Source organism: Neorhizobium sp. NPDC001467, assembly GCF_050275975.1.
GTDB lineage: Bacteria > Pseudomonadota > Alphaproteobacteria > Rhizobiales > Rhizobiaceae > Neorhizobium.
Window position 1 is genome coordinate 118277 of record NZ_JBNNPS010000010.1, and the last position, 22941, is coordinate 141217.

A 22941-nucleotide genomic window follows, 5' to 3' on the forward strand; every position below is an offset into this window, starting at 1 on the left:
GCCCGCGCGATGCCCCGATTGCGGCATCTTACAATCGTGGCCGAAGCCGGCAAGCCGGCGCGGCGGCCCGCCCGTCCTGATGGGCAGGACAGGCGAGCGCCCGTTGCTCAGGAACCAAGATCGCCATCATCGGTTGGACACATGAAAGGGGTCTATCATGGCACGAAAACGAACGAATTGGATGGCTGCTGCCGGCGCGATGGGTTTGATGGTTCTGCTGCCGCACATGGCGTCGGCCCAGAACCCCGTCCGGAACCGGGATAACCCGGCCTCGCAATCCGCGCCACCGGCCGCAACACCGGAATGCGTCGCCCCCGCCGACCCGTCACAGAAAGGCGATCGCCTGCCACAGGGCGATGCCGGTGCCTCCGGTCAGCTGGACAAGTGCAACGGCGTGCTGACGCCGCCGCAAACCGGCGATCCGGACATTGTCACTCCGGCACCCGATACGGGCAAGGCCCGCGTCATTGCGCCGGATGAAATGCCCGCTGCCGGCAATCCCTCGAATGGTTCGGGTCAATAGGCGACGCTTCGCAGATGCCTACGTACGAGGGGGAGGCGGTCCGCCGCCGCTACAGCGGCGATGCTCAGGGAAGCCGCTATCTCACCGAGCCGTGGCAGCCTCGGCCGGGTCGATCATCGGATCGAGCATGGACTTCAGCTCCTGCGCATCGCGAATGCCAAACAGGAACCAGTTGATCAACTGATCGGCCACCAGGGTTTCGGCCTCGCTGCCGGGGGCGATCTGCCGCTCGCGGCAGACATCCGTCAGGACCGCATGGAGAAAGGACAGATCCTCGCTGTCGATGATATCGTTGGATGCAAACGGCATGTTGGCGGCTCCGATCTCTCGGGAAAACTGGGACGGCCGCCTTTCCTCGCGATACGCCCGGTTCCGTGTTCGATAGTCAGGCAACGCGCGTTTTCGCTGCGGGTTCCCGCAGGGCGACCCGATGCCCGGTGTCCGGTGTCCGGTGCCCGATGGCCAAGGTCCTGGCCGCACAGCCCGCTGCCCGAAGCCTTCGATCCGGCTGCCTGCCTTTGAGCAAACCTATCCGGGTTTGTGTCGCCAATGACGTCTGCCTGCCTCCATCAGGCCCGGTCTTGCAATTCGCCCCTGTGTCCGCCTCAATGGGTGGCGAATGAAAGGACGGTAAACCCATGCCCCATGTGATCGTGAAAATGTATGCCGGCAAGACCGAAGAACAGAAACAGGCGCTTACCGACGAGATCCAGAAGGCGCTGACAAGCGCGATCGGCTCGGCGGAAAAATCGATCTCGGTCGCGATCGAGGATGTCGATCCGGCCGACTGGGTGGAAAAGGTCTATCGCCCCGACATCCTGGACAAACCCGATCTCATCTACAAGAAACCCGGTTACGATCCGTTTGCCTGAGCTGGCCCTTTGCCTGAGCCGGCAGGCAAGGCAGCGACGAGGGGCCGCTGCCTTCAATTGCAGGTCAGCTGTAGCGGCTGATCGAAAGGTCGCTTGCATCGATGTCGGGCGTACGGCCGCTGACGAGATCGGCGATCAGGCGTGCCGAACCGGTGCTCATCGTCCAGCCCAAGGTGCCGTGGCCGGTATTGAGATAGAGACCGGAAATCGGTGTCTTGCCGATGATCGGCGTGCCGTCCGGCGTCATCGGCCGAAGACCGGACCAGAACGTGCCCGTGCCGGCCTCGCCGCCGGGAAACAGATCCATGACGGAGTGTTCGAGCGTGCGGCGGCGGGCAAGGCCCAGATCGTTGGTATAGCCTGAAATCTCCGCCATGCCGCCGACGCGGATGCGGTCACCCAGCCGGGTGATGGCGATCTTGTAGGTCTCGTCCATCACGGTCGATTCCGGCGCGCGGGTCGGATCGGTGATCGGGATGGTCAGCGAATAGCCCTTGACCGGATAGACGGGCAGGTTGATGCCGAAGGACTTGACCAGGAGCGGCGAATAGCTGCCGAGCGCCACCACGACCGCATCCGACTTGATGTCGCCCTTATCCGTGTGAACGCCTGACACCGCGCCGCCGGAAATATCGACGGCCTTGATCGTATGGCCCCAGAGGAATTTCACGCCGAGCGCCTCGGCCTTGGCCGCCAGCGCATTGGTGAACTTGAAACAGTCGCCGGTCTCATCCTTCGGGGTCAAAAGGCCACCGACGATTCTGTGGCGCGCATGGGCAAGCGCCGGCTCGACGCGCACGCAGCCGTCGCGGTCCAGCACTTCATAGGGCACGCCATCGGCGGCCAGCGCCTTCACGTCCTTGGCGGACGCATCCAGCTGTTCCTGCGTGCGGAAAAGCTGCAGCGTGCCCTGCATGCGCTCGTCATAGGCGATGCCGGTTTCCTCACGCAGATCGGCAAGCGTGATGCGGGCGTAATCGGCCAGCCGCAGCATGCGGCTCTTGTTGACCGCATACCGTTCCGACGTGCAGTTCATCAGCATTTTCAGCATCCACGACAGCATCGCCGCATCCATTTTCGGACGCAGGATCAGTGGTGCATGTTTCATGAACAGCCATTTCATCGCCTTGTGGGGAATGCCCGGGGCGGCCCAGGGCGAGCAGTAACCGAACGACACTTCGCCGGCATTGGCAAAGCTGGTTTCCATCGCAGCACCCGGCTGGCGGTCGATGACGGTGACCTCGTGGCCGGCCTTGGCCAGCTGGTAGGCGGATGTGACGCCGATGACGCCGGCGCCGAGAACGGAGACTTTCATGCGGTCCTCAATGGTTCGCGGTTTCCTGTCGGGGTTCGCGGTTTCATGCCGGCCGGCCACCGGCAGGGAGAGACGGTTTGCGACCGATCGGCGGCGCGCCCTCGGCGAGGCACGCAAATGCGCTGCGCCTCGCCAAGGCCTGACCGAAGGTCATTTCACACAAGCTTATTGAAAGGATCGCGCAATATCCCGTCGTTTGTTGCTTGCTAATTGTGCAAAGCAATGTTTTTTGCAACGATCGTTGAAAGATAGGAATAATTTGCATGTCCGCCCTCGACGCAACCGACCGCGACATCATCCGCCTCCTGCGGCTCAATGCCCGCATGAGCAATGCGCGGATCGCCGCGGAAGTCGGTCTGTCGCCCTCGGCCTGCCTGCGTCGCATCGGGCTTCTTGAAAAGGCCGGGGTGATTAAGGGCTACACGGCCCTCATCGAAAGCGCCGGCGGCAACACGCTCGCCGTCATCATCAACATCACGCTGGAACGCCAGACGGAAGATCACCTCAACCGCTTCGAGGCGGCGATCCGAAAATACCCGGAAATCCGCGAATGCTTCCTGATGACCGGCGATTCGGACTATCTGCTGAGGGTGGAAGTGGAAAGCGCGCTGGAATTCGAGCGCATTCACAAGGAAATCCTGTCTGCCCTGCCGGGCGTGCTGCGCATCCATTCCAGTTTCTCGATCCGAAACGTGCTGGCAACGAGGCCGAAGGGCCGGCGGTGAGCGCCATGCTTGCATGATGGCCGGTGCGGCCTATCTCCTGTTAAGGGGGCTTGTTTAAGGGGCGCTTGGTCCCGCCGGGCTGGTTCTAGGCCCGCAAGAAAACAGGAGGACGCGCATGGGACCCCGTAACCCGCATATCCGCAACCTCCGCAACCGAGGCGTCCCAGGTTGATCGCAGCCTTTCGATCATGTCCGAACCGGACAATGTCTGGGTGGCGGCCCGCCAGGATCGGATAACGGCCGATCAGGAGAAGTCGCAGCACGATACCTTGGAAGGGGAGGCCGACAACGGACAGCCGCACGACTGCGCGGTTCTGCAAAAATCGGAGGAGACGGAAGCCGCATTGCTGTCCGGTGAAAGCGAACGGATCGGCACGCAGAATTTCGACGAGGACACGCCGTTCGGCGAAAGGGTGGTCATCATCTGAAGGGAAGGCGCAGCACGGCGAGGCGTCGGGCGAAGGCGGTTCCGGTTGTCTGCAGGGGAGAATTGGCTGGGGAACCTGGATTCGAACCAAGATTAACGGAGTCAGAGTCCGTCGTTCTACCGTTGAACTATTCCCCAGCAGGAAACGGCTTGTCGCCGGTTCGTCGGTGTGCGGCGCTTATAACCAAAGTTTTTGCGATTGCAAAGGCCGTTTTCAAAAAACTTTCATGCGCTTTTGTCCTCCTGTGGACGGCCGAAAAAGGCCGGTGCGGGCCGTTGCCGCGGGGCGGCAAAAAGGCGTTGGCGAATGGGCGCGTCGCTGTTATCCTTATGGCAACGAAACACCAGAGGCCTGCAGCAGTCCCGCTCACGGGGGTCTTGCGCGGCGAGACGGAAAAGATCAGTGATGGACCCCGACAGCGGCAAAGAGCCGCCAGATGGCGGGGCGTCGGCGGCAGGGCGCAGCGGCAAGAACCGCAGGCGCCGCAAGGCAAAGCAGAACGGCAAGTCCCGTTCCGCGGCCCTACCTGCGCGTGGTGGCGAAGCCGGCGTGACCGGCGATGCCCGACGCCCTGAAGCAATTGATGACGGCATGCCCGTGCGCAAGCGCAAGCGTCGCCGCGCGCGTGGTGGCGCGCCCTCGCCGGTGCATGGCGACCATCCGCCAAGAGACCGGCAGGCCGAAACGTCTTCCCGCAGCCATGGGGCTGGCGGCGACCATGCAGCGCCCGTTGCAGGGGCCGCGCCTGTTGCAGGCAATGCGCCCGCGGCAGGGAATGTAACAGCGCCCGGAGCCGCGCATGGGACGGGCCATGCAGGCGAGGGACATTCCTCGACCCCCGGCAGTGCCGGTGGTCATCGGTCCGGCCAGGTGCAGGGTCATCACCCTTCCCAACATCAGGGGCCCGGCGCCGGCAAGGGGCGCAATCGCCGCCGCAACAGGAACCGCAATGCCCGCAATCCACAGGTGCGCCCGCTGGCGCCGGCCGGCAGGCAGGCCGATGACAAGTCGTCGGATAGGCCGTCGGACCGGCTGTCTGACAAGTCGCATCCGCATCGCAAGACCGATGCACGCGAAGCCGTCGCCGCCTTGCCGGACATGGCCCGCGAGGCAAAATTGCGCCACGGCCAGCACCCGGCTTTCGAGCCGCGTTCGAACCGCCATGAGCGACATCACGCAAGTCCTGAGAAGGGCGGGCCGGCGGATTCGGGACGCGGCAATATCGGGCCGCACGAGGATCTTTACGCGGCGCTCGATCTCGGCACCAACAATTGCAGGCTGCTGATCGCACAGCCGACGCGCCCGGGCCATTTTCGCGTCATCGACGCGTTTTCGCGCATCGTGCGTCTGGGCGAGGGGCTCGGCGCAACCGGGCGCCTGTCGCAGGATGCCATGGATCGCGCCGTCGATGCCTTGCGCGTCTGCGCCGCCAAACTTGCCAACCGGCCGATCAAGCGCATGCGGCTGATTGCCACCGAAGCCTGCCGCGCCGCTGAAAACGGCGAACTGTTCCTGTCGCGCGTGAAGGCGGAGACGGGCCTCGATCTCGAGATCATCGACCGCGAGACGGAAGCACGGCTTGCCGTATCCGGCTGCTCGTCGCTTGTGGGGCGCGAGGCGCGCTCGGTCGTGCTGTTCGATATCGGCGGCGGCTCGTCGGAAATCGCCGTCATCCGCATTGGCGACCAGCGCTCCTCGCGTCTTGCCAGCCATATCACCGACTGGACCTCGCTGCCGGTCGGCGTCGTCACCCTGTCGGAACGTCATGGCGGCCGCGATGTCACGCCGGACGTGTTTGCCGCCATGGTCGGTGAAGTCGAGGGCATGCTTGCCAAATTCCAGTGCCCGCCGATCGACATGAACTATGTCGGGGCGGGGCCGGAGGATTTCTACCTGATCGGCACGTCGGGCACCGTCACCACGCTTGCCGGCGTCCATCTCGATCTGCCGCGCTATGACCGCCGGCGTGTCGATGGCGTCTGGCTGTCGAATGCCGAGGTCGATGCCATGCAGAACAAGCTCCTGTCCTGGGACTTTGCCGGGCGCGCCGCCAATCCCTGCATCGGGCCGGATCGCGCCGATCTGGTTCTTGCCGGCTGCGCCATTCTGGAAGCCATCCGCCGCCGCTGGCCAAGCACCCGCATGCGGGTGGCCGATCGCGGCCTGCGCGAGGGCATTCTGACCGAAATGATGGCCGATGACGGCGTCTGGCGCCGCCACCGCCTGCGCAAGGACGGCGCGCGAGAGGCCGAGACCGGCGCCCGCAGCGCCCGCCCCGGACAGCAGGCCCCGCAATCTTCAGGAGCAAGGCGATGACGAAACCGCCCATCGGCCGCAAGCTCGGCCAGAAGGTCAAGAGCGGCAAGCTGAAGGCGTCGTCGCGCCGTTGGCTTGAGCGCCATATCAACGATCCGTATGTGCAGCGCGCCAAGCTCGAAGGCTATCGCGCCCGTGCGGCCTTCAAGCTTCTGGAGATCGACGACAAGCACCAGATCCTCAAAGGTGCGCGCCGCATTATCGATCTGGGCGCCGCACCGGGCAGCTGGTCGCAGATCGCCGCCAAGGTGACGAATTCGACCGACGAGGATATCCGCGTTGCCGCGATCGATTTTCTCGAAATGGCGCCTCTGCCGGGCGTCAAAATCCTGCAGCTGGACTTTTTGGATGACGACGCGCCGCGCCAGCTGATCGAGGCGATCGGCGGCACGCCGGATCTGGTCATGTCCGACATGGCCGCTCCCACCACGGGTCATCACCGCACCGACCATCTGCGCACGATGCATCTGTGCGAGGTGGCGGCGCATTTCGCCATCGAGGTTCTGGGCCCCGGCGGCCATTTCCTGGCGAAAACCTTTCAGGGCGGCACCGAGAAGGATCTGCTTGATCTGCTCAAGCGCAATTTTAAGCAGGTCATCCATGTAAAGCCCGGCGCTTCGCGCCAGGAATCGGTGGAAATGTTCCTGCTCGCCAAGGGGTTCAAGGGCCGTCAGCCTGGTTTTTCGGATGAACGGGAAGAGCCTGCCGACTATGTCGACGAGCGTGAGAACTGGACCGAAGATCACGGGCGGTGATTTTCGGCTTCACGCTGCCGCAGGAACGGGGCCGGGGGAATGGTCCGGGAGAATGGCCTATTCACCGGGCGTCGGTTTTGCCCGCATGGCCTCTTTCCGGCCCGCGCCATGACCGGACGCCACCGCACCGGCATATTTGTCGAGCGGCAGAAGCGGAATGATCGCCAGCAGCGACATGACCGACACCGCGTAGAAGGCGAGATGGAAATCGGCCAGTTGCAGATGCGTACCTGACAGCGCGGATGCAGCTTCCAGGATGGAGGCGGCGAAGGCGACGCCAAGCGCGAGGCTCACCTGCTGCAGGACGGAGGACATCGATGTGGCCTGGCTTGCCTGCGCATCCTCGATTTCCGAATAGCTCAGCGCATTGGCGCCGGTGAAAAAGAACGACCGTGCTAGGCCGGAAACGAACAGAAAGAAGATGATCGCCATATGTGGCGTCTGCGGCGTGAAGAAGCCGTTGACCACGGTGGTGACCGCGCCGACGCAACCGGCGCAGATCAGCGTCGTCTTGAAACCGATGGCGCGATAGACGCGCTTGGCGATGAATTTTACCGTCAGCGCGCCGCCGGCACCGGCAAAGGTGATCAGGCCCGACTGGAATGGGGTGAGCCCGAAGGCGAGCTGCAGCATCAGCGGCATCAGGAAGGGAATGGCGCCGGTCGAGATGCGAAAGATCGTGCCGCCGATCGTTGCGGCGCGAAAGGCGGCGTTTTCGAAGATCCCAAGGTTGAGGATGGGGAACGGATGCCGGCGGGCGTGATAGACATAGGCGACCGCACAGGCGATGCCGATCAGCGTGGCGCCGATGCCGACCGCCGGTGGCAAGGCGGGAAGACCGATGACGGAAAGGCCGAACACCACGCCGGCCGCCGCAAAGGCCGTCAGCAGGAAGCCGAAAAAGTCGATGCGCGGCGACTCCCGCTTTTCGATTTCCGGCAGGCAGATGCCGGTCATGATCAGCCCGAGAATTCCGACCGGAATGTTGATGATGAAGATCCAGTGCCAGGAAAAATAGGTGGTGATGAAACCGCCGATCGGCGGGCCGGTCAGCGGTCCCACAAGCGCCGGAATGGTCAGAAGCGCCATGGCGGACACGAGATCGCTGCGCCGGGTGGTGCGCAGGAGGACGAGGCGCCCGACGGGCGTCATCATCGCGCCGCCCATGCCCTGCAGGAACCGCGCCATCACGAATTCGATCAGGCTGGAGGAAATGGCGCAGAAGATCGAGCCGATCATGAAGACGAGAATGGCCGAGCGAAACACTTTCTTCGCCCCGAACTTGTCCGCCATCCAGCCGCTGATCGGAATGAACACGGCGAGCGCCACCATGTAGGAGGTCAGCGCCAGTTTCAGCGTGATCGGCCCGACCTCAAGATCCTTCGCGATCGTCGGCAGGGCGGTGGCGATGACGGTGGAATCCATCTGCTCCATGAAAAGGGCGACGGCAAGAATGAGAGGCACTGCGCGGTTCATCGGATACGCTTTACGGAAAGAATGCTGCATGCTGGCGCATCGGCTCGAAACCGTGACCGGGCGGAAAAGTCGATCCGCGGCTTCGAAACGCCTGAAAAGGGTCTATTCCCGATTGGATGGCGTGCCAATGATCTGCGGCCAACTTTCGTCATTTCGCATCACGTCTGCGTGACGTCGGCTTGCTCGACACACGCGCCTTCTATCTTTTCTGGCGGGACGGTCCTGCTTGGCTCGACCGGTGAAAACGATGGAGATCATCATGACGCGCTATACGATCGATCGCAGGACGATGCTTGGAACCGCCGGCCTCGGCGTGCTGGCGGCACCGGCCATTCTGACCGGCCAAGCCCAGGCCCAGACCCAGACCCAGGCCCAGGCCCAGACCGCGCAGGGCGTCAGGACCGGCGCCGAAGCCAATAAGGGATTACCCATGGACCACGCCATGCCGCCGGAAGTGAGCCGCTTCAAGCTCGGCGATTTCGAAGTTCTCGCCATCCGTGACGGTTTTGGCGCTGTCGCCAAGCCGAACGAAACCTTCGGCACCGATCAGGCGCCCGATACGGTCGCAGCGCTTCTGGAAAAGAACTTTCTTCCCACCGACCAGTTCGTCAACAGCTATGCGCCGGTCGCCATCAATACCGGCAGCGAGCTTGTCTTGTTCGATACCGGTTTCGGCGAGGGTGGCCGCGCGAAGGGCAATGGCCGCCTGATCGAAGGCCTCGCCGCCGCCGGCTACAAGCGCGAGGATGTTTCGATCGTCGTACTGACCCACATGCATGGCGATCATATCGGTGGCCTGATGGAAAAGGGTGCGCCGGCTTTCCCGAATGCGCGTTATATCGCGGGTCAGGTCGAATATGATTTCTGGACCGATGAAGCGCGTGTCGGCACGCCGGCCGAGAACGGCCACAAGGGCGTGCTCGCCAATGTCAAACCGCTTGCCGAAAAAACGACCTTCATCGGTGATGGCGCCGATGTCGTCACCGGCATTACCAGCATGGCCGCCTTCGGTCACTCGCCGGGCCACATGGTGTTCAACGTCGAATCCGCCGGCAAGCGTCTGGTGCTGACCGCCGATACCGCCAACCACTATGTCCTGTCGCTGCAAAAGCCCGACTGGCAGGTGCGGTTCGACATGGACAAGGCGAAGGCCGCGGAAAGCCGCCGCAAGGTGTTCGACATGATCGCGGCCGACAAGGTGGCCTTCCTCGGTTACCACATGCCGTTCCCGGCGGTCGGTTACGCCGAAAAATTCGAGAACGGTTATCGCTTCGTGCCGAAGACCTACCAGTTCGAGATCTGATGGCGCGTCGCAGGTCGGAGCCCCCTCCGTCGTCATCCTCGGGCTCGTCCCAAGGATCTGCTGCGGCCTGATATTATCAATGTGATCAGATCCTCGGCATAGGGCCGAGGATGACGAAGTCAGGGAACCGCACTGAGGAACTCATGCGGTTCTGACACAAGCCATGCAATCCCGGAGCATCTCCCCTCCGGGATTTTTCTGTTCCCAATCCGTCATGAACGTGTTACCAGCCCTCGCCAACTTCCATGTATTTCATGCAGAAGAAGCCGGACCAGGGATTTTCCCTTTTCCGGAGGATTCTGCCTATCCAACTGAAGGAATTGGCAATGGCACGCATCGTAATCTCGGCAACCGGCGCGGAAGCGCTTACCTTCGACGATGTGCTCCTGCAGCCGGGGCATTCGGAAGTCATGCCGGGCCAGACCAATATTTCCACCCGCATCGCCAAGGATATCGATCTGTCTCTGCCGATCCTGTCCTCGGCCATGGATACGGTCACCGAAAGCCGTCTCGCCATTGCCATGGCGCAGTCGGGCGGCATGGGCGTCATCCACCGCAACCTGACCCCGGTCGAACAGGCCGAGGAAGTCCGTCAGGTCAAGAAATTCGAAAGCGGCATGGTCGTCAATCCGGTCACGATCGGCCCCGACGCGACGCTTGCCGATGCCCACGCGCTGATGAAGGCGCATGGCATTTCCGGTATTCCGGTCGTTGAAAACGGCGGTCGCCCGGGTCGTCTGGTCGGTATCCTCACCAACCGCGACGTCCGTTTCGCTTCCGACCCGTCCCAGAAAATCTTTGAACTGATGACGCGCGACAACCTGGTTACCGTCAAGGACGGCGTCGATCAGGTCGAAGCCAAGCGTCTTTTGCACAAGCATCGCATCGAAAAGCTGCTGGTGGTCGATAACGAAGGGCGCTGCGTCGGTCTCATCACCGTCAAGGATATCGAAAAGTCGCAGCTCAACCCCAATGCCGCCAAGGATGCGCAGGGCCGCCTGCGGGTCGCCGCCGCCATCTCCACCGGTGATGACGGCGTCGAGCGCGCCGAGCGCCTGATCGATGCCGGCGTCGATGTCATCGTCGTCGATACCGCGCACGGTCATTCGCAGAAGGTTCTGGATGCGGTCGCCCACGTCAAGAAAATGTCGAACGCCATCCGCATCATCGCCGGCAATGTCGCGACGTCGGAAGGCACCAAGGCGCTGATCGATGCCGGCGCGGATTGCATCAAGGTCGGTATCGGTCCGGGTTCGATCTGCACCACCCGCATCGTCGCCGGCGTCGGCGTGCCGCAGCTGGCAGCCGTCATGGCCGCTGTCGAGGAAGGCAACAAGCACGGCATTCCGGTCATCGCCGATGGCGGCCTGAAGTTTTCGGGCGACGTCGCCAAGGCGATCGCCGCCGGCGCATCCGCCGTCATGATCGGTTCGCTTCTTGCCGGCACCGACGAAAGCCCGGGCGAAGTCTACCTCTATCAGGGCCGTTCGTTCAAAGCCTATCGTGGCATGGGTTCCGTCGGCGCCATGGCGCGCGGCTCGGCAGACCGTTATTTCCAGGCGGAAGTACGCGACACGCTGAAGCTCGTTCCGGAAGGCATCGAAGGCCAGGTTCCCTACAAGGGCCCGGTCTCGGCCGTGCTGCATCAGCTCGCCGGTGGCCTTAAAGCCGCGATGGGTTATGTCGGTGGCAAGGACATCAAGGATTTTCAGGAAAAGGCGACCTTCGTGCGCATTTCCGGCGCCGGTCTGCGTGAAAGCCACCCGCATGGCGTGACGATCACCCGCGAAAGCCCGAACTATCCGGGCGTCAGTTCTTAAAGCACCGGAACGATCCCTACCGATTTAAGCGGGCCGGGCATTCAACCCGGCCCATTTTCGTGTCAGAACGGGCAAAGCTCCGGAGAACAATTTCAATGATGACCGATACCACCGCCATGTTCTGGCCGATGATCGCCCACGCATTCCTCGTCTTCATCCTCTACTACCTGTTGTCCAGCCGACGTGTCGCGGCCGTGCGTTCGGGTCTGGTAAAGGCGGAACAGTTCAGGGAAAACCTGTCCGAACCGGCCGGCAGCCTTCTCATCCACAACAACCTGAAGAACCAGTTCGAACTGCCGATGCTGTTTCACGTAGGCGTTCTTGCAACCTTCATCTGCAATGCCGACAATATCGGCACCATCCTCATTGCCTGGATATTCGTGCTGTCGCGCTATGCCCATTCCTATGTGCATGTGACGAGCAATCGCCTGCGCCTGCGCCGTCCGCTGTTCATGGTCGGCTTTGCCGCGACCTTTCTTCTGTGGGCCTGGCTGGCCGTATGGCTGGCCACATCCTGAGCGTCAGGCCGGCTACCGGTCGGCTCGATCGGGTTTCGGGGCGACGGCAACAATTGCCGCTGCGAGCGCTTCCATGTCCTGGCCGCGCCCGCTCGAGCGCCGCCACACGAGCCCGATCTGCCGAGAGGGAGCCGGCTCGGCAAAGGGCACGATGCGCAGGTCGGTTCGCGCCGCCTCGGTGGCGATCGCCATTTCCGGGATCAGCGTCATGCCCATGTCATGCGACACCATCTGCAGAAGCGTCGTCATCGATGTAGCACCGAAATTGACGAGGCTGCGCCTGCCCGCCGTGCCGCACACCGCCAGCGCCTGGTCGCGCAGGCAGTGGCCCTCTTCGAGCAGGAGCAGGCGTTCGGCATCCACCTGCGTCTCCGTGAGCGGCGAGGTCAGCACGTCGCGATCGTTGCGCGCCATGGCCATGAAGAACCGGTCCGAAAGAAGCGGCCGGCTTTCCAGCCCCTCGCCATCGATCGGCAGCGCTGCGATCACGGCATCGATCCGCCCTTCCACAAGGTCGGCGATCAGCCGGTCGGTGACGGCTTCGCGCAGTTCGATTTCCACCTGCGGATGATGCTTCCGCAGATGCGGCACGAGCGCCGGCACGAGATAGGGCGCGACGGTCGGGATTATGCCGATCCGCGTCAGGCCCTGCAGTACGCCGCCGCCCTCGCGGGTAAATTCTTCGAGCCCCGCCACATCCCGCAGGATACGCCGCACATGCTGCAACACGGCCTCGCCGCGCGGCGTGAGAAGGGCGCCTGAGCGATGGCGTTCGACCAGAAGCGCACCAAGATGCTCCTCCATTTCCATGATCTGAGCCGACAGCGCCGGCTGGCTGACATTGACCATGGCGGCCGCCCTGCCGAAATGACGGGTGGTGGCCAACGCTTCGAAATAGCGCATCTGGCGCAGGGTAAGCATGATAGGATTTTCAGATCAGAGACGATGTTCGCTATCGGAAATACAGAGATCGACCCTCAGGCGCAACGGCGGTTGTGCAGTCGGAAAAGTTTTCACCAGCCCGGCATGACCTGTCCGAGGCGCGGCCGCACCAGACGCGTCACCGTCTTCATCTCGCCGTCGATGTCGTCGGAGAGCGGGGCGGGCGAGATGTTGTCGAGGCAGGCGGTGATATGGTCGGTGATGGCATTGATGAGCGAGGATGACAGACCCGCACGTTTCATCAGGCCGATCTGCACCGGTGGCAGGGGTGGAAAACCGTCCGCAGCCGTCAGCACCTTCATGCCGGGTCTGAGCGCCGATTCCGGCAGCACGGAAACCGCCATGCCGGTCAGCACCGCGGCCGCCACCACGGTGGCCGACCAGCTGGTGAACAGGACCTGATAGTCGCGGCCGTCCGCATCGAGTGCCGAACAGGCAAGCTGGCGCCACAGGCAGTCGCGTCGGCCGACGGCGAGCGGCACCGGGGCATCGTCCTTAAGCGGATGGTTGGCCGAACCGACCCAGCACAGCGGCTCCGTGCGCACCACGTCGGACACTCGCAGGCGCGGGTTGTGGGTCACGAGCGCGATATCCAGTTCGCCCCTGGTCATCTTTTCGGCAAGGCTCGGCGAAGGTTCGCACACGATATAAAGCTCGACATTCGGATGCGTCTTGGCGAAACGGCCGATGATTTCGGGCATGTAGCGGTCGGCATAGTCGTCCGGCGTGCCGATGCGCAATGTGCCCTCCAGCCGGTTGTCATCGAAAGCCGCCATCGCCTCGCTATTAAGGCGGACGATGCGTCGCGCGTAATTGAGCAGCTTGTCGCCCTCCGCCGTCAGCTTGTTGCCGCGCCCGTCCTTCATGAACAGCTGCTTGCCGACCCGCTCCTCCAGTCGGCGCATCTGCATCGAAACCGCCGACTGGGTCTTGAACACCCGGTCGGCCGCCCTGGTGAAGCTGCCGGTATCGACGATGGCGACGAAGGTGTGCAGTTGATCGATGTCGAGAGGCGCGGACATGGGTGTCATCCATAAGTAGGGTTGATGCTTATCATTAAAAACATTCGTTGGACTGATCAATAGCGATCTTGCATAACACATTCAAATTGATCAACGACCCGCCATGGTGACGGGTTTGACGACCGGCGAGCGCATTGCGCGTGTCGCGGAACGGTCTTTTGTGCCTGAAGCGAAGGATAAGGCCATGCGCATGAACGAACGGATGAGCGAAATCGCAATGACCGGCGCAAGCCGCAGCGCCATGTTCCCGACCCGTCTGGTTCTGCGCGTGGCGGCCCTGTGGCGCGCTCTCAAAAACCGCATGGCGCTCAATCCGCTGCTTGATCTCGATGAACAGCAACTGGCCGATCTTGGCCTCAGCCGCCAGGATGTCGAGCAGGCCCTGCTGCATTCCGGCGTGCTGGACGATCCCTATCGCCACCTGTCGGCGGCGCGCCAACGGGGCCGCCGCGCCTATTTTCGGTCATTTCACGGCTGAATTGTTTTCCCAGCAGGGTCATGCCAATAGCCCTGCCTCTTGCCCGGCCCGGTTCGCCCGTGCCGGGCTTTTTCGTGCCCGCTCTGACGCAGATGCCCGCAGGCGCGCCGGCGTCAGTACTGATACTGTTCGAAGACCGGATCGATGCTGGTCAGCCAGCTGCCGTTATAGAGCGTCAGCAGTTCCTGGGCGAGCGTCGCCTTGTTCTTGAGGATCGCGTCGAGCGGCGCCAGATGAATGCTTTCGTCGGCGCCCTCGGCATTGCGGCAATCGCGCGAGCGCAGGCCGCGCGTGGCAATGTCCAGAACATCGCGGGCGATGTCGAACAGCGGTACGCCGCGCAGCTCGGCCGAAAGCCCGGCGGCCGGAACCGCATCGCGCAGCGACTGCACCTCCTCGAAGCTCCAGTCGGCCGTCATCGTCTCGGCATCGGCCAGCGCCTGGTCGTCATAGAGAAGCCCGACCCAGAAGGCCGGCAGCGCGGCAATATGCGACAGCGGCCCGCCATCGGCGCCGCGCATCTCAAGATAGCGCTTCAGCCGCACGTCGGGAAAGAGCGTGGAAAGGTGGTTGGTCCAGTCGCCCAGCGTCGGCTCGAAGGCATCGATCTTGCCCTTCAGCGCGCCGTCCATGAACTGGCGGAAGGTAATGTCGGTACAGTCGCGGTAGCGGCCGTCGCGAACGATGAAATACATCGGCACGTCGAGCGCCCATTCGACATAGCTGTCGAAGCCGAAACCCGGCTCGAAGGCGGCCCGCATCAGGCCGGCGCGCTGGTTGTCGGTGTCACGCCAGATATCGCCGCGCCAAGAAAGCAGTCCGTTCGGACGGCCCTCGGTAAAGGGCGAGGCGGCAAACAGTGCGGTCGCCAACGGCTGCAGCTTCATCGACAAAGACAGTTTGCGCGCCATGTCGAGTTCTGAAGCAAAGTCGAGGTTCACCTGGATCGTGCAGGTACGGTACATCATGTCGAGACCGCGCGTGCCGACCTTCGGCATGTAGCGGGTCATGATGTCATAGCGGGATTTCGGAATGCGCGGCGTTTCCGCCAGCGACCATTTGGGACTGCCGCCAATGCCGAGGAAGCGGATGCCCATCGGGTCGGCAACCTCCTTGAGAACCGCCAGATGCTGCTCGGTCTCCGCTCTTGTCTCATGCAGCGTCTTCAACGGTGCGCCCGAAAGCTCGAACTGGCCGCCCGGCTCGATGGAGATCGCCCCCATGCCGTCCTTTTCGCCAAGCCCGATAATGTTGCCGGCATCAATGATCGGCTCCCAGCCGAGCTTTTCCTGCATGCCTTTCAGAAGGGCGGAAATGCTGGCGTCGCCCTCATAGGGAACAGGCTCGAGATTGGCGGTGAAGAAACCGAATTTTTCATGTTCCGTGCCCAGGCGAAACCGGTCCTTGGGCTTGGCGCCGCCAGCCAGATAGGCCGACAGTTCTGACACCGAAGTGAGGGGCGTATGATCGGTGGTGTCACGTGCCATAGAGATTACCTTTTGGAGTGGCGCTTAGTCTGACGAACGTGCCGCTGCTTGAACCGCTTTCATGTGCGGTGCAAGTGATTTTGTTTCAACGCGCTTTCAGAAAATCTGGCAATCGTGTGTCAATTCTGCCGCTTGTGCTTAGCGCCAGTCGCCAATACTGGCCTGGATGATGGCAAGTGCTGCGACCGCCGCCGTATCTGCCCGCAGGATGCGGGGCCCGAGCGGAATGGCGGTGACGAAGGGAAGACTGCGCAACATGCGTCTTTCCTCCTCGGAAAACCCGCCTTCCGGCCCGATCAGAAGAGCAAGTCTGGTCTCCCTGATGGCGCCGAGGATCGGCACAGGGTTCTGCCCCTCATCGCCTTCGTCACAGAAAATGATGCGGCGATCGCCTGGCCAGCCGTCCAGCAGTTCGCCAAGCTTTTTCGGCGTCATCACCGGCGGCACCGACAATATGCCGCACTGTTCCGCCGCCTCGATAACATTGGCAGCCAGCCGGTCCATGCTGGTGATCTTGCCCTGCACATGCTGGGTCATGACCGGCTGCAGAAGGCCGGCGCCCATTTCCACCGCCTTCTGCACCAGATAATCCAGCCGCCCGGTCTTCAGCGGTGCGAACAGGTAGTGCAGGTCGGACGGTTCAGGCTGCGGCCGCGTCTGCTCGACGGGCTCGAGCATGAGCTTCTTGCGGCTGGGAAAGGCCAGGCGCGCCCGCCATTCGCCGTGGCGACCGTTGAAGACCAGCACCTGCGCGTCTGCCGCCAGCCGCAGCACGTTGACGAGATAGTTGAACTGGTCAGCCGTCGCCGCGATCGGCGTATCGAGGGTGATATCGGTCTCGACGAAAAGCCGCTGCATGCGGAAATTGGCGCGCATGATTTCAAAATCCCGATTGGGCGATCACAGGAAGATCGCGAACATGACCAGGCTCATAACGACCGACAGGGCGGCCGCGCAAGGAAGAGTGATCATCCAGGCCGCGATAATGCTGAGGAAATGCGAGCGGCGCACCAGATAGCGGTGGCGGAATTCTTCGTCATTGCGCTCGAAAGGCTCGACCGGGTCGATGTCGCCGCCTGAGCGTACGCGCACATATTCGAAGCGGCGGCGGGAATGGCGGGTATACCATTCACGAAAGAAACCGACCCCGAAGACGGCGCCGACGGCAATATGGGTGGAAGAGACGGGCAGGCCCAGCCAGGCGGCGCTCAGCACCGTCAGCGCCGTCGACAGCGAGACGCAAAAAGCCCGCATCGGGTTGAGCTTGGTGATTTGCGAACCGACCAGCCGCACCAGTTTGGGTCCGTAAAGAAGCAGGCCGAGCGAAATGCCGATACCGCCGACGAGGAGTGACCAGAGTGGCACCTCGACCGTACCGAGCACCCCGCGCTGGGTGGCCGAGACGATGGCCGCCAGAGGTCCGATCGCGTTCGACACGTCGTTGGCGCCATGCGCGAAGGACATCAGCGCTGCTGCAAAGACAAGCGGGATGCGAAACAGTTTGCGCAGCGACTGGTTCCGGTTTTCCAGTCCCTCCGCCTGCCTTGCGATGACCGGGATCAGCAGCCGCCACGCCACAACGCCGCTGGCAAGCGCGATCAGCGTCGCCATGAGCACGGAGACATCGACGAGGTGTTCGAGACCGACAATGGCCAGATAGCCGGCAAACGCTCCGGTCATGATGCCGAGCAGTACCGGCACCCAGCGCTTGGCGCCGGCGATCTTGTCCTCGCGATAGATGATGGTTTCCTTGATGAGGTAGAGGAAACCGGCGGCAAAGACGGCGCCCAGCAGTGGCGAGATCATCCAGCTGGCGGTAATACCCCCCACGGTCTTCCAGTCGATGGCCGAAAGCCCGGCAGCGGCAATGCCCGATCCCATCACGCTGCCGACGATCGAATGGGTGGTGGAAATCGGCCAGCCCAGCCACGTGGCGATGTTGATGAAGATCGCCGCCGAAAGCAGCGCCGCCATCATGGCCCAGATCATCACGTCGGGACCGGTGATCAACCCCTCGCGCATGATGCCGCCGGCGATCGTATCGGCCACATGGCGCCCGCCGATCACCGCGCCGGCGATCTCGAAGACCGCGGCCAGCGCAAGGCCGAAGGTCATCGTCATGGCGCGCGCGCCGACGGCCGCGCCGATATTGTTGGTCACGTCATTGGCGCCGATATTCATCGCCATATAGGCGGCGATCGCGGCTGCCCCGACAACGACCACGACATCCGCTCGCCCCGTGACCAGGCTGCCGGCAAGGACCGCCACAAGAAACACGAAGATCAGCGCTGCGCCGTGCACGGCAAAGCCGCGCGACAGATAACGCGAGGCGTCCTCGATCATCGATATCTTGGCGAGATCCTTGTCCAGCGTGGGTTTGACCAGACGGCGCCTGTTGGCGGACATTCCTGTTTATCCTGATGGCTGTTGTCGGGAGGAAAGGGGACCGACCGATACGATGCGCGGACCTAAAGCAGTCGCTCGCGCCATCGCTTCCCGGCCGGTCCGCGCAAGGACTGCGTCACGCCTCGGCGGATTTGCCGACCGGCGCGGCAGCCGGCGTCTCGACCGCAGCCATGCTGTCGCCGAACCGGGTGATGAGCATTTTCAACTCCGGCTCCTTGACCCGGCGCGCCGCTTCCTCGCAGCTCACCCATTCAAGGCGGCGACTGCCTTTTTCGGGGAAGCTCTTGAGCATGTCCTCCACTTCGAGCGCATGGACCTGCACGATCACGGGCACCTTGATGCCGCTGGACAGGGTCTTGCCGTAATGGAAATGACCGAGCGGCTCCTTGCAGACCTTACCCTTCACGCCCGCCTCTTCGTAAGCCTCGCGTTCGGCCACGGCATGCGCCTTCTTGCCTTCCATCGGCCAGCCCTTGGGAATGACCCAGCGGCCGGTATCGCGGCTGGTCAGCAGCAGCACTTCCAGCCGGTTCGCCTGCTTCTTGCGAACGCGGTAGCACAGTGCGGCATATTGCTGCCGCGGGGGGCGCTGCAGCATCAGGCGCACATTGGTGGTAACGCGATCGATGAAGCCCAATTTCTCCGAATCTCCTATATGATGCACGCCTAATACAGGGCTGCGCTGTCACAATCGAGACCATCTTCGCTCAATCGGCAGAGAATCGCTCTTATTCGTGACGATGTGAAGTGTGGCCGGCGCACAAGAACCGTCAAGAGACGATTGCACAGCTGTTCATCTATATGTGTATGAAAGCCTGATCTGTCCATAAAACAGTTGCGACGGGTTGGATGCCAAGGAGGCGTCTGCGCAAAACGCGGCCATCGCGAAAGAGACCCGGCGCCCCTAGGGCTGCCGGGTCTGCTGAGCGTGAATGCGATCAGCCGCCGAAAATGGTGCGGAAGATATCGACGCCGCGGTCCTTGAAGGCGACGTCGCCCGGTTTGGAACCCGGTCCGATGACGACGACCTTGGTGCCGACGGGCGCGCGTGCATACAGGTGCTCAACATCCTTGTTCATCATGCGAATGCAGCCCGAGGACAGGTTGAGGCCGATCGACCAGGGCTGGTTGGTGCCGTGGATGCGGAAGATGGTGTCGCGACCGCCCTTGTAGAGATAAAGCGCCCGTGCCCCGAGCGGGTTTTCCGGGCCGCCTGGCATGACCACCGGCAGCTTGATGCCGCGGCGCGCTTCACGGGCCCGCATTTCGGCCGGCGGCGTCCAGGTCGGCCATTCCGCGCGGCGGCCCACTGCCACTTCGCCCGACCAGCCGAAACCTTCGCGGCCGACGCCGATCCCGTAGCGGGTGGCGCGGTTGCGGCCCTCGACATAGTAGAGGAACTTGTTGTTGGTATCGACGATGATCGTGCCGGGGGCCTCGTTGGTGGAAAAGCGCACCATCCGGCGCTTGTATTTTTCCGGCACCGGCTTGTTGCGAACCGAAGGCGCAACGTCGCTTGCCGTCGTCTGCGGCTGGCGCGACTGTGCAAAAGCCTGCGTGGCCGGCAGGGCCAGCGTGATGCCCACGCCCAATGCCGCAATCGCGGCCATGATCTTACCGAGTTTCATTCAAACCCCCTTCGGCCATGTCAATAAAAAAGCCGGGACAAAATGTCCCGGCGCGGCTGCTTCGGCAAGATCAGGCAGGGCGAATGTGAACAAAGTCGCGGCGATATACATGCGCCAGCGTGTCTATCCTGTCACATCTTGCCGCATATCTGCGGGAAAAATACCGCATGGCGTCCCCGCCGGTGAGATCACGGGCCTCGCGCCGTCAGATGACGATGACGCGGGTGCCGACATCGACGCGACCGTAGAGATCGGTGACGTCCTCGTTGCGCATGCGGATGCAGCCGGAGGACACGGCGGAGCCAATCGTCCAGGGGGCATTGGTGCCGTGAATACGGTACAGCGTGGAGCCGAGATAGAGCGCGCGCGCGCCGAGCGGGTTTTCCGGCCCGCCATCCATGCGCGCCGGCAGGTAATGGCCCTTGGCGGCTTCGCGTGAGATCATTTCCTGGGGCGGGATCCATGTCGGCCATTCGGCCTTGCGCGTCACCTTGTGTTCGCCCGCCCATTCGAAGCCCGGCTTGCCGACGCCGACGCCGTAACGCTTGGCCTGGCCGCCTTCCATGACGAGGTAGAGGAACCGGTTATTGGTGTCGATGACGATCGTGCCGGCCGCATATTGCGTGTCGTAGGACACTGTCTGCGGCAGGAATTGCGGCTCGATCTGGCCGCGGATCACGGGCAGGTCCGGGCGCAGCGCCGCCTGTTGCGCACGCGGCTGCGGCCGCACGGAACGGGGCGCGCGCGCAGGCGCCGGCGGAAACAGATATTGCCGCGCCTGCTGACCGCGGCGCTGCTGCTGGGGGTAGGGGCGTGGCGGCTGGTCGTAACGGGGCTGGTCGTATCTGGGTTGGTGATAGCGCGGTTGGGGTGCAGCCGTGCGATATTGCGGCGCAGCCCGGCGCGGCGCTTCGCCGAGCTGCTGCAGCCAGGGCGCGGTCAGGTCCGGGCTGACCATCACCGGCGGGCGCTGCTGGTAGCGGTCCTGAGCGAGCGCGGGAGCGGCCGCGACAAGAGGGAGGAGCCCAAGGGCCGCAAGGCCGGCGCGTTTGGCAAAAGGCAAGAGGCTCATTTTCATGGCAATCGGCTCCTTGGATGCTGATGGACAGATGGGTGCTGATGGACAGTCGGCGGCGCGGCCGCATCCGGCGTTTCGCCAGACCTTGGGCGGCAATTCACGAGCGAATGGTAAATCCCGCCGCCAATCCGGGATGCGCCAGGTGTAAAGCTTTCGGCAGGGTTACCGGGTGGTTGGAAGACATGGTTGACGTGCTATGAAGACAAGCGCAAATCGCATTAACGGGCAGGGAGCAGGGCATGACGGGGATTGTCGAAGGCGCGGATGGCCGGTTTCGATGCGCCTGGCACGGCGGTCTTGAAGACTACCGTCGTTATCACGACGAGGAATGGGGACGACCCGTCACCGACGATATCCGGCTGTTTGAAAAGATCTGCCTGGAAGGGTTCCAGTCCGGCCTGTCCTGGCTGACGATCCTGCGCAAGCGCGAGAATTTTCGCGCCGCCTTTGCCGGTTTCGATTTCGACAGGGTTGCCCTGTTCGGCGAGGACGACATCGCCCGCTGCCTGGCCGATGCCGGCATCATCCGCCATCGCGGCAAGATCGTCTCGACCATCAACAATGCCCACCGGGCGGTGGCATTGCGCGACGAATTCGGCTCGCTTGCCAGCTTTTTCTGGCGCTACGAGCCGAAGGGCGACACGCGTCCGGCAGTAATGGACCACGCAACCCTTGTCGCCAATCCCACCACGCCGGTCTCCACCCAGCTGTCGAAGGATCTGAAAAAGCGCGGCTGGACCTTTGTCGGCCCCACGACCGTCTATGCCTTCATGCAGGCGATGGGCATGGTCAACGACCATCTCGACGGTTGTTTCTGCCAGCCGGAGATCGAACGGCTGCGGGCGGCGTTCAGGCGGCCATGATCGTTTCGAGAATGCCCGGCAACTCGCCGAGATGGGCGATCTGGCGGAACCGCGGGGCATCGCTCGGCGGCTCGACATGTTCCAGAACCCAGGTGAGTTCGTGCGGCACGAACACGCCCCAGGCGCCGGCGGCGATCGCCGGCACGATGTCGGACTTGAGCGAATTGCCGATCATCATCGCCCGTTCCGGCCCGTCGGCCAGACGTGAGAACACGCGGCGATAGGTGGTGGCAGTCTTTTCCGAGACGATCTCGACCGCATCGAAGAAATCGCCCAGTCCCGATTGCGCCAGCTTGCGCTCCTGATCGAACAGGTCCCCCTTGGTGATCAGCACCAGCATGTAATGGCCGGAAAGCGCCTCCAGCACGTCGCGCACATGTGGCAGCGTCTCCACCGGATGGCGCAGCATTTCGCGTCCGACATCGAGGATTTCACCGATGACGCGCGCCTCGACCTTGCCGTCCGTCACCTCGATCGCGGTCTCGATCATCGACAGAACGAAACCCTTGATCCCGTATCCGTAGAAATCCAGGTTGCGCTTTTCGGCCGCCAGCAGCCTTTCCGCCACCACGTCATGCGCGGCAAATTCCTTGAGCAGACCGGAAAAATGGCTTTCGGTCGATCGAAAGAACTGTTCGTTCTGCCACAGCGTATCGTCGGCATCAAAGCCGATCGCCGTGATCGGGCGCATGGTCATGACACAAATCCTCCAGCCGGAATATGGACAAGCTGTCGGTTTCCGGCAAGGCGTGCGCGCGTTGCGCAATGAACCGCTTGTCTTATGACTATCCGCGCTTCTTGTGAGAAAAAGAAGCGCCGGCTCGGGTAGCCGCCCGGCCGGCGATGGGGGATGGATCGGAGACGTGCAGGCCACCATTCTGATGAATGCCAGGCCGTGCTAGAGTTTGATCGCCCCCATCTTTTCCAATCGTCCTGAACGGATACCCGAGCTTTTGGCTCGGATGACAAGCATGGGAGACGGAAAA

General features: G+C 62.8%; 23 protein-coding genes and 1 tRNA gene. 11 read left to right on the forward strand and 13 right to left on the reverse strand.

The window, feature by feature from the left end; translation table 11 throughout:
• Positions 1 to 157 precede the first annotated feature (157 nt).
• Positions 158 to 523 carry a hypothetical protein gene (locus ACQKKX_RS17645; protein WP_427572471.1) on the forward strand — a complete coding sequence of 122 codons (366 nt, stop codon included), beginning with the start codon at positions 158 to 160 and terminating at the stop codon, positions 521 to 523.
• An 81-nt stretch (positions 524 to 604) separates the two neighbouring features.
• On the opposite strand, the gene ACQKKX_RS17650 is transcribed toward ACQKKX_RS17645, so the two are convergent.
• Positions 605 to 832, reverse strand: coding sequence for a hypothetical protein (locus ACQKKX_RS17650; RefSeq protein ID WP_427572473.1), 228 nt, complete (start codon positions 830 to 832; stop codon positions 605 to 607).
• A 329-nt stretch (positions 833 to 1161) separates the two neighbouring features.
• Between ACQKKX_RS17650 and ACQKKX_RS17655 the strand changes: the two genes are divergently transcribed.
• On the forward strand, positions 1162 to 1395 hold the full coding sequence (locus ACQKKX_RS17655) for a tautomerase family protein (protein ID WP_427572474.1): 234 nt from the start codon (positions 1162 to 1164) through the stop codon (positions 1393 to 1395).
• A gap of 64 nt (positions 1396 to 1459) precedes the next feature.
• Here ACQKKX_RS17655 and ACQKKX_RS17660 read toward each other — a convergent pair whose 3' ends face one another.
• The gene (locus tag ACQKKX_RS17660) at positions 1460 to 2710 is read right to left on the reverse strand and encodes a D-amino acid dehydrogenase (RefSeq protein ID WP_427572475.1); all 1251 of its coding nucleotides are present in this window, start codon (positions 2708 to 2710) and stop codon (positions 1460 to 1462) included.
• A 263-nt stretch (positions 2711 to 2973) separates the two neighbouring features.
• Here ACQKKX_RS17660 and ACQKKX_RS17665 point away from each other — a divergent pair, with 263 nt between their 5' ends.
• The gene (locus ACQKKX_RS17665) at positions 2974 to 3435 is read left to right on the forward strand and encodes an Lrp/AsnC family transcriptional regulator (protein WP_427572476.1); all 462 of its coding nucleotides are present in this window, start codon (positions 2974 to 2976) and stop codon (positions 3433 to 3435) included.
• A 188-nt stretch (positions 3436 to 3623) separates the two neighbouring features.
• Positions 3624 to 3863, forward strand: a complete 240-nt coding sequence (locus ACQKKX_RS17670) for a hypothetical protein (RefSeq protein WP_427572478.1) — start codon at positions 3624 to 3626, stop codon at positions 3861 to 3863.
• Between the two features lie 63 nt (positions 3864 to 3926).
• Here ACQKKX_RS17670 and ACQKKX_RS17675 read toward each other — a convergent pair.
• Positions 3927 to 4000, reverse strand: a tRNA-Gln gene (locus ACQKKX_RS17675).
• A 268-nt stretch (positions 4001 to 4268) separates the two neighbouring features.
• On the opposite strand from ACQKKX_RS17675, the gene ACQKKX_RS17680 reads away from it, so the two are divergent.
• Entirely contained in the window at positions 4269 to 6179 is a 1911-nt protein-coding gene (locus ACQKKX_RS17680) for a Ppx/GppA phosphatase family protein (RefSeq protein WP_427572479.1), read from the forward strand.
• The gene (locus ACQKKX_RS17685) at positions 6176 to 6934 is read left to right on the forward strand and encodes an RlmE family RNA methyltransferase (protein ID WP_427572480.1); all 759 of its coding nucleotides are present in this window, start codon (positions 6176 to 6178) and stop codon (positions 6932 to 6934) included. Before ACQKKX_RS17680 ends, ACQKKX_RS17685 begins: the two co-directional genes overlap by 4 nt.
• Positions 6935 to 6991: 57 nt before the next feature.
• Here the strand turns inward: ACQKKX_RS17685 and ACQKKX_RS17690 are convergent, their stop codons facing one another.
• The gene (locus tag ACQKKX_RS17690; protein WP_427572482.1) at positions 6992 to 8410 is read right to left on the reverse strand and encodes a DHA2 family efflux MFS transporter permease subunit; all 1419 of its coding nucleotides are present in this window, start codon (positions 8408 to 8410) and stop codon (positions 6992 to 6994) included.
• Between the two features lie 259 nt (positions 8411 to 8669).
• Here ACQKKX_RS17690 and ACQKKX_RS17695 point away from each other — a divergent pair, with 259 nt between their 5' ends.
• From ACQKKX_RS17695 to ACQKKX_RS17705, 3 genes are all read left to right on the forward strand, one after another.
• Entirely contained in the window at positions 8670 to 9713 is a 1044-nt protein-coding gene (locus tag ACQKKX_RS17695) for an MBL fold metallo-hydrolase (RefSeq protein ID WP_427572483.1), read from the forward strand.
• 326 nt (positions 9714 to 10039) lie between these two features.
• A complete protein-coding gene (gene guaB / locus ACQKKX_RS17700) occupies positions 10040 to 11533 on the forward strand; it encodes an IMP dehydrogenase (RefSeq protein ID WP_427572485.1) in 1494 nt (497 codons plus the stop codon).
• Positions 11534 to 11631: 98 nt separating this feature from the next.
• On the forward strand, positions 11632 to 12051 hold the full coding sequence (locus tag ACQKKX_RS17705) for an MAPEG family protein (RefSeq protein ID WP_427572513.1): 420 nt from the start codon (positions 11632 to 11634) through the stop codon (positions 12049 to 12051).
• A gap of 12 nt (positions 12052 to 12063) precedes the next feature.
• Here the strand turns inward: ACQKKX_RS17705 and ACQKKX_RS17710 are convergent, their stop codons facing one another.
• A complete protein-coding gene (locus tag ACQKKX_RS17710; RefSeq protein WP_427572487.1) occupies positions 12064 to 12972 on the reverse strand; it encodes a LysR substrate-binding domain-containing protein in 909 nt (302 codons plus the stop codon).
• Between the two features lie 92 nt (positions 12973 to 13064).
• Positions 13065 to 14015 (reverse strand): LysR substrate-binding domain-containing protein, encoded by a 951-nt coding sequence (locus ACQKKX_RS17715; RefSeq protein WP_427572489.1) that lies wholly within the window; start codon positions 14013 to 14015, stop codon positions 13065 to 13067.
• 184 nt (positions 14016 to 14199) lie between these two features.
• Here ACQKKX_RS17715 and ACQKKX_RS17720 point away from each other — a divergent pair, with 184 nt between their 5' ends.
• On the forward strand, positions 14200 to 14493 hold the full coding sequence (locus ACQKKX_RS17720; RefSeq protein WP_427572491.1) for a DUF1127 domain-containing protein: 294 nt from the start codon (positions 14200 to 14202) through the stop codon (positions 14491 to 14493).
• Between the two features lie 113 nt (positions 14494 to 14606).
• Here the strand turns inward: ACQKKX_RS17720 and ACQKKX_RS17725 are convergent, their stop codons facing one another.
• The 6 genes from ACQKKX_RS17725 to ACQKKX_RS17750 form a co-directional block, all read right to left on the reverse strand.
• Complete coding sequence (locus ACQKKX_RS17725) at positions 14607 to 15980, reverse strand: glutamate--cysteine ligase (RefSeq protein WP_427572492.1); 1374 nt, start codon at positions 15978 to 15980, stop codon at positions 14607 to 14609.
• A gap of 138 nt (positions 15981 to 16118) precedes the next feature.
• Positions 16119 to 16856 carry a 16S rRNA (uracil(1498)-N(3))-methyltransferase gene (locus ACQKKX_RS17730; RefSeq protein WP_427572494.1) on the reverse strand — a complete coding sequence of 246 codons (738 nt, stop codon included), beginning with the start codon at positions 16854 to 16856 and terminating at the stop codon, positions 16119 to 16121.
• Positions 16857 to 16880: 24 nt separating this feature from the next.
• Positions 16881 to 18386, reverse strand: a complete 1506-nt coding sequence (locus ACQKKX_RS17735) for an inorganic phosphate transporter (RefSeq protein ID WP_427572496.1) — start codon at positions 18384 to 18386, stop codon at positions 16881 to 16883.
• A 115-nt stretch (positions 18387 to 18501) separates the two neighbouring features.
• Positions 18502 to 19023, reverse strand: a complete 522-nt coding sequence (locus ACQKKX_RS17740; protein WP_427572498.1) for an NUDIX hydrolase — start codon at positions 19021 to 19023, stop codon at positions 18502 to 18504.
• 301 nt (positions 19024 to 19324) lie between these two features.
• Positions 19325 to 20014 carry a L,D-transpeptidase gene (locus ACQKKX_RS17745; RefSeq protein ID WP_427572500.1) on the reverse strand — a complete coding sequence of 230 codons (690 nt, stop codon included), beginning with the start codon at positions 20012 to 20014 and terminating at the stop codon, positions 19325 to 19327.
• Positions 20015 to 20219: 205 nt separating this feature from the next.
• Positions 20220 to 21086, reverse strand: coding sequence for a L,D-transpeptidase (locus ACQKKX_RS17750; RefSeq protein ID WP_427572514.1), 867 nt, complete (start codon positions 21084 to 21086; stop codon positions 20220 to 20222).
• 245 nt (positions 21087 to 21331) lie between these two features.
• Here ACQKKX_RS17750 and ACQKKX_RS17755 point away from each other — a divergent pair, with 245 nt between their 5' ends.
• Entirely contained in the window at positions 21332 to 21955 is a 624-nt protein-coding gene (locus tag ACQKKX_RS17755) for a DNA-3-methyladenine glycosylase I (protein WP_427572501.1), read from the forward strand.
• Here ACQKKX_RS17755 and ACQKKX_RS17760 read toward each other — a convergent pair.
• The gene (locus tag ACQKKX_RS17760) at positions 21942 to 22652 is read right to left on the reverse strand and encodes an HAD family hydrolase (RefSeq protein ID WP_427572502.1); all 711 of its coding nucleotides are present in this window, start codon (positions 22650 to 22652) and stop codon (positions 21942 to 21944) included. The genes ACQKKX_RS17755 and ACQKKX_RS17760 overlap by 14 nt on opposite strands.
• Positions 22653 to 22941 lie beyond the last annotated feature (289 nt).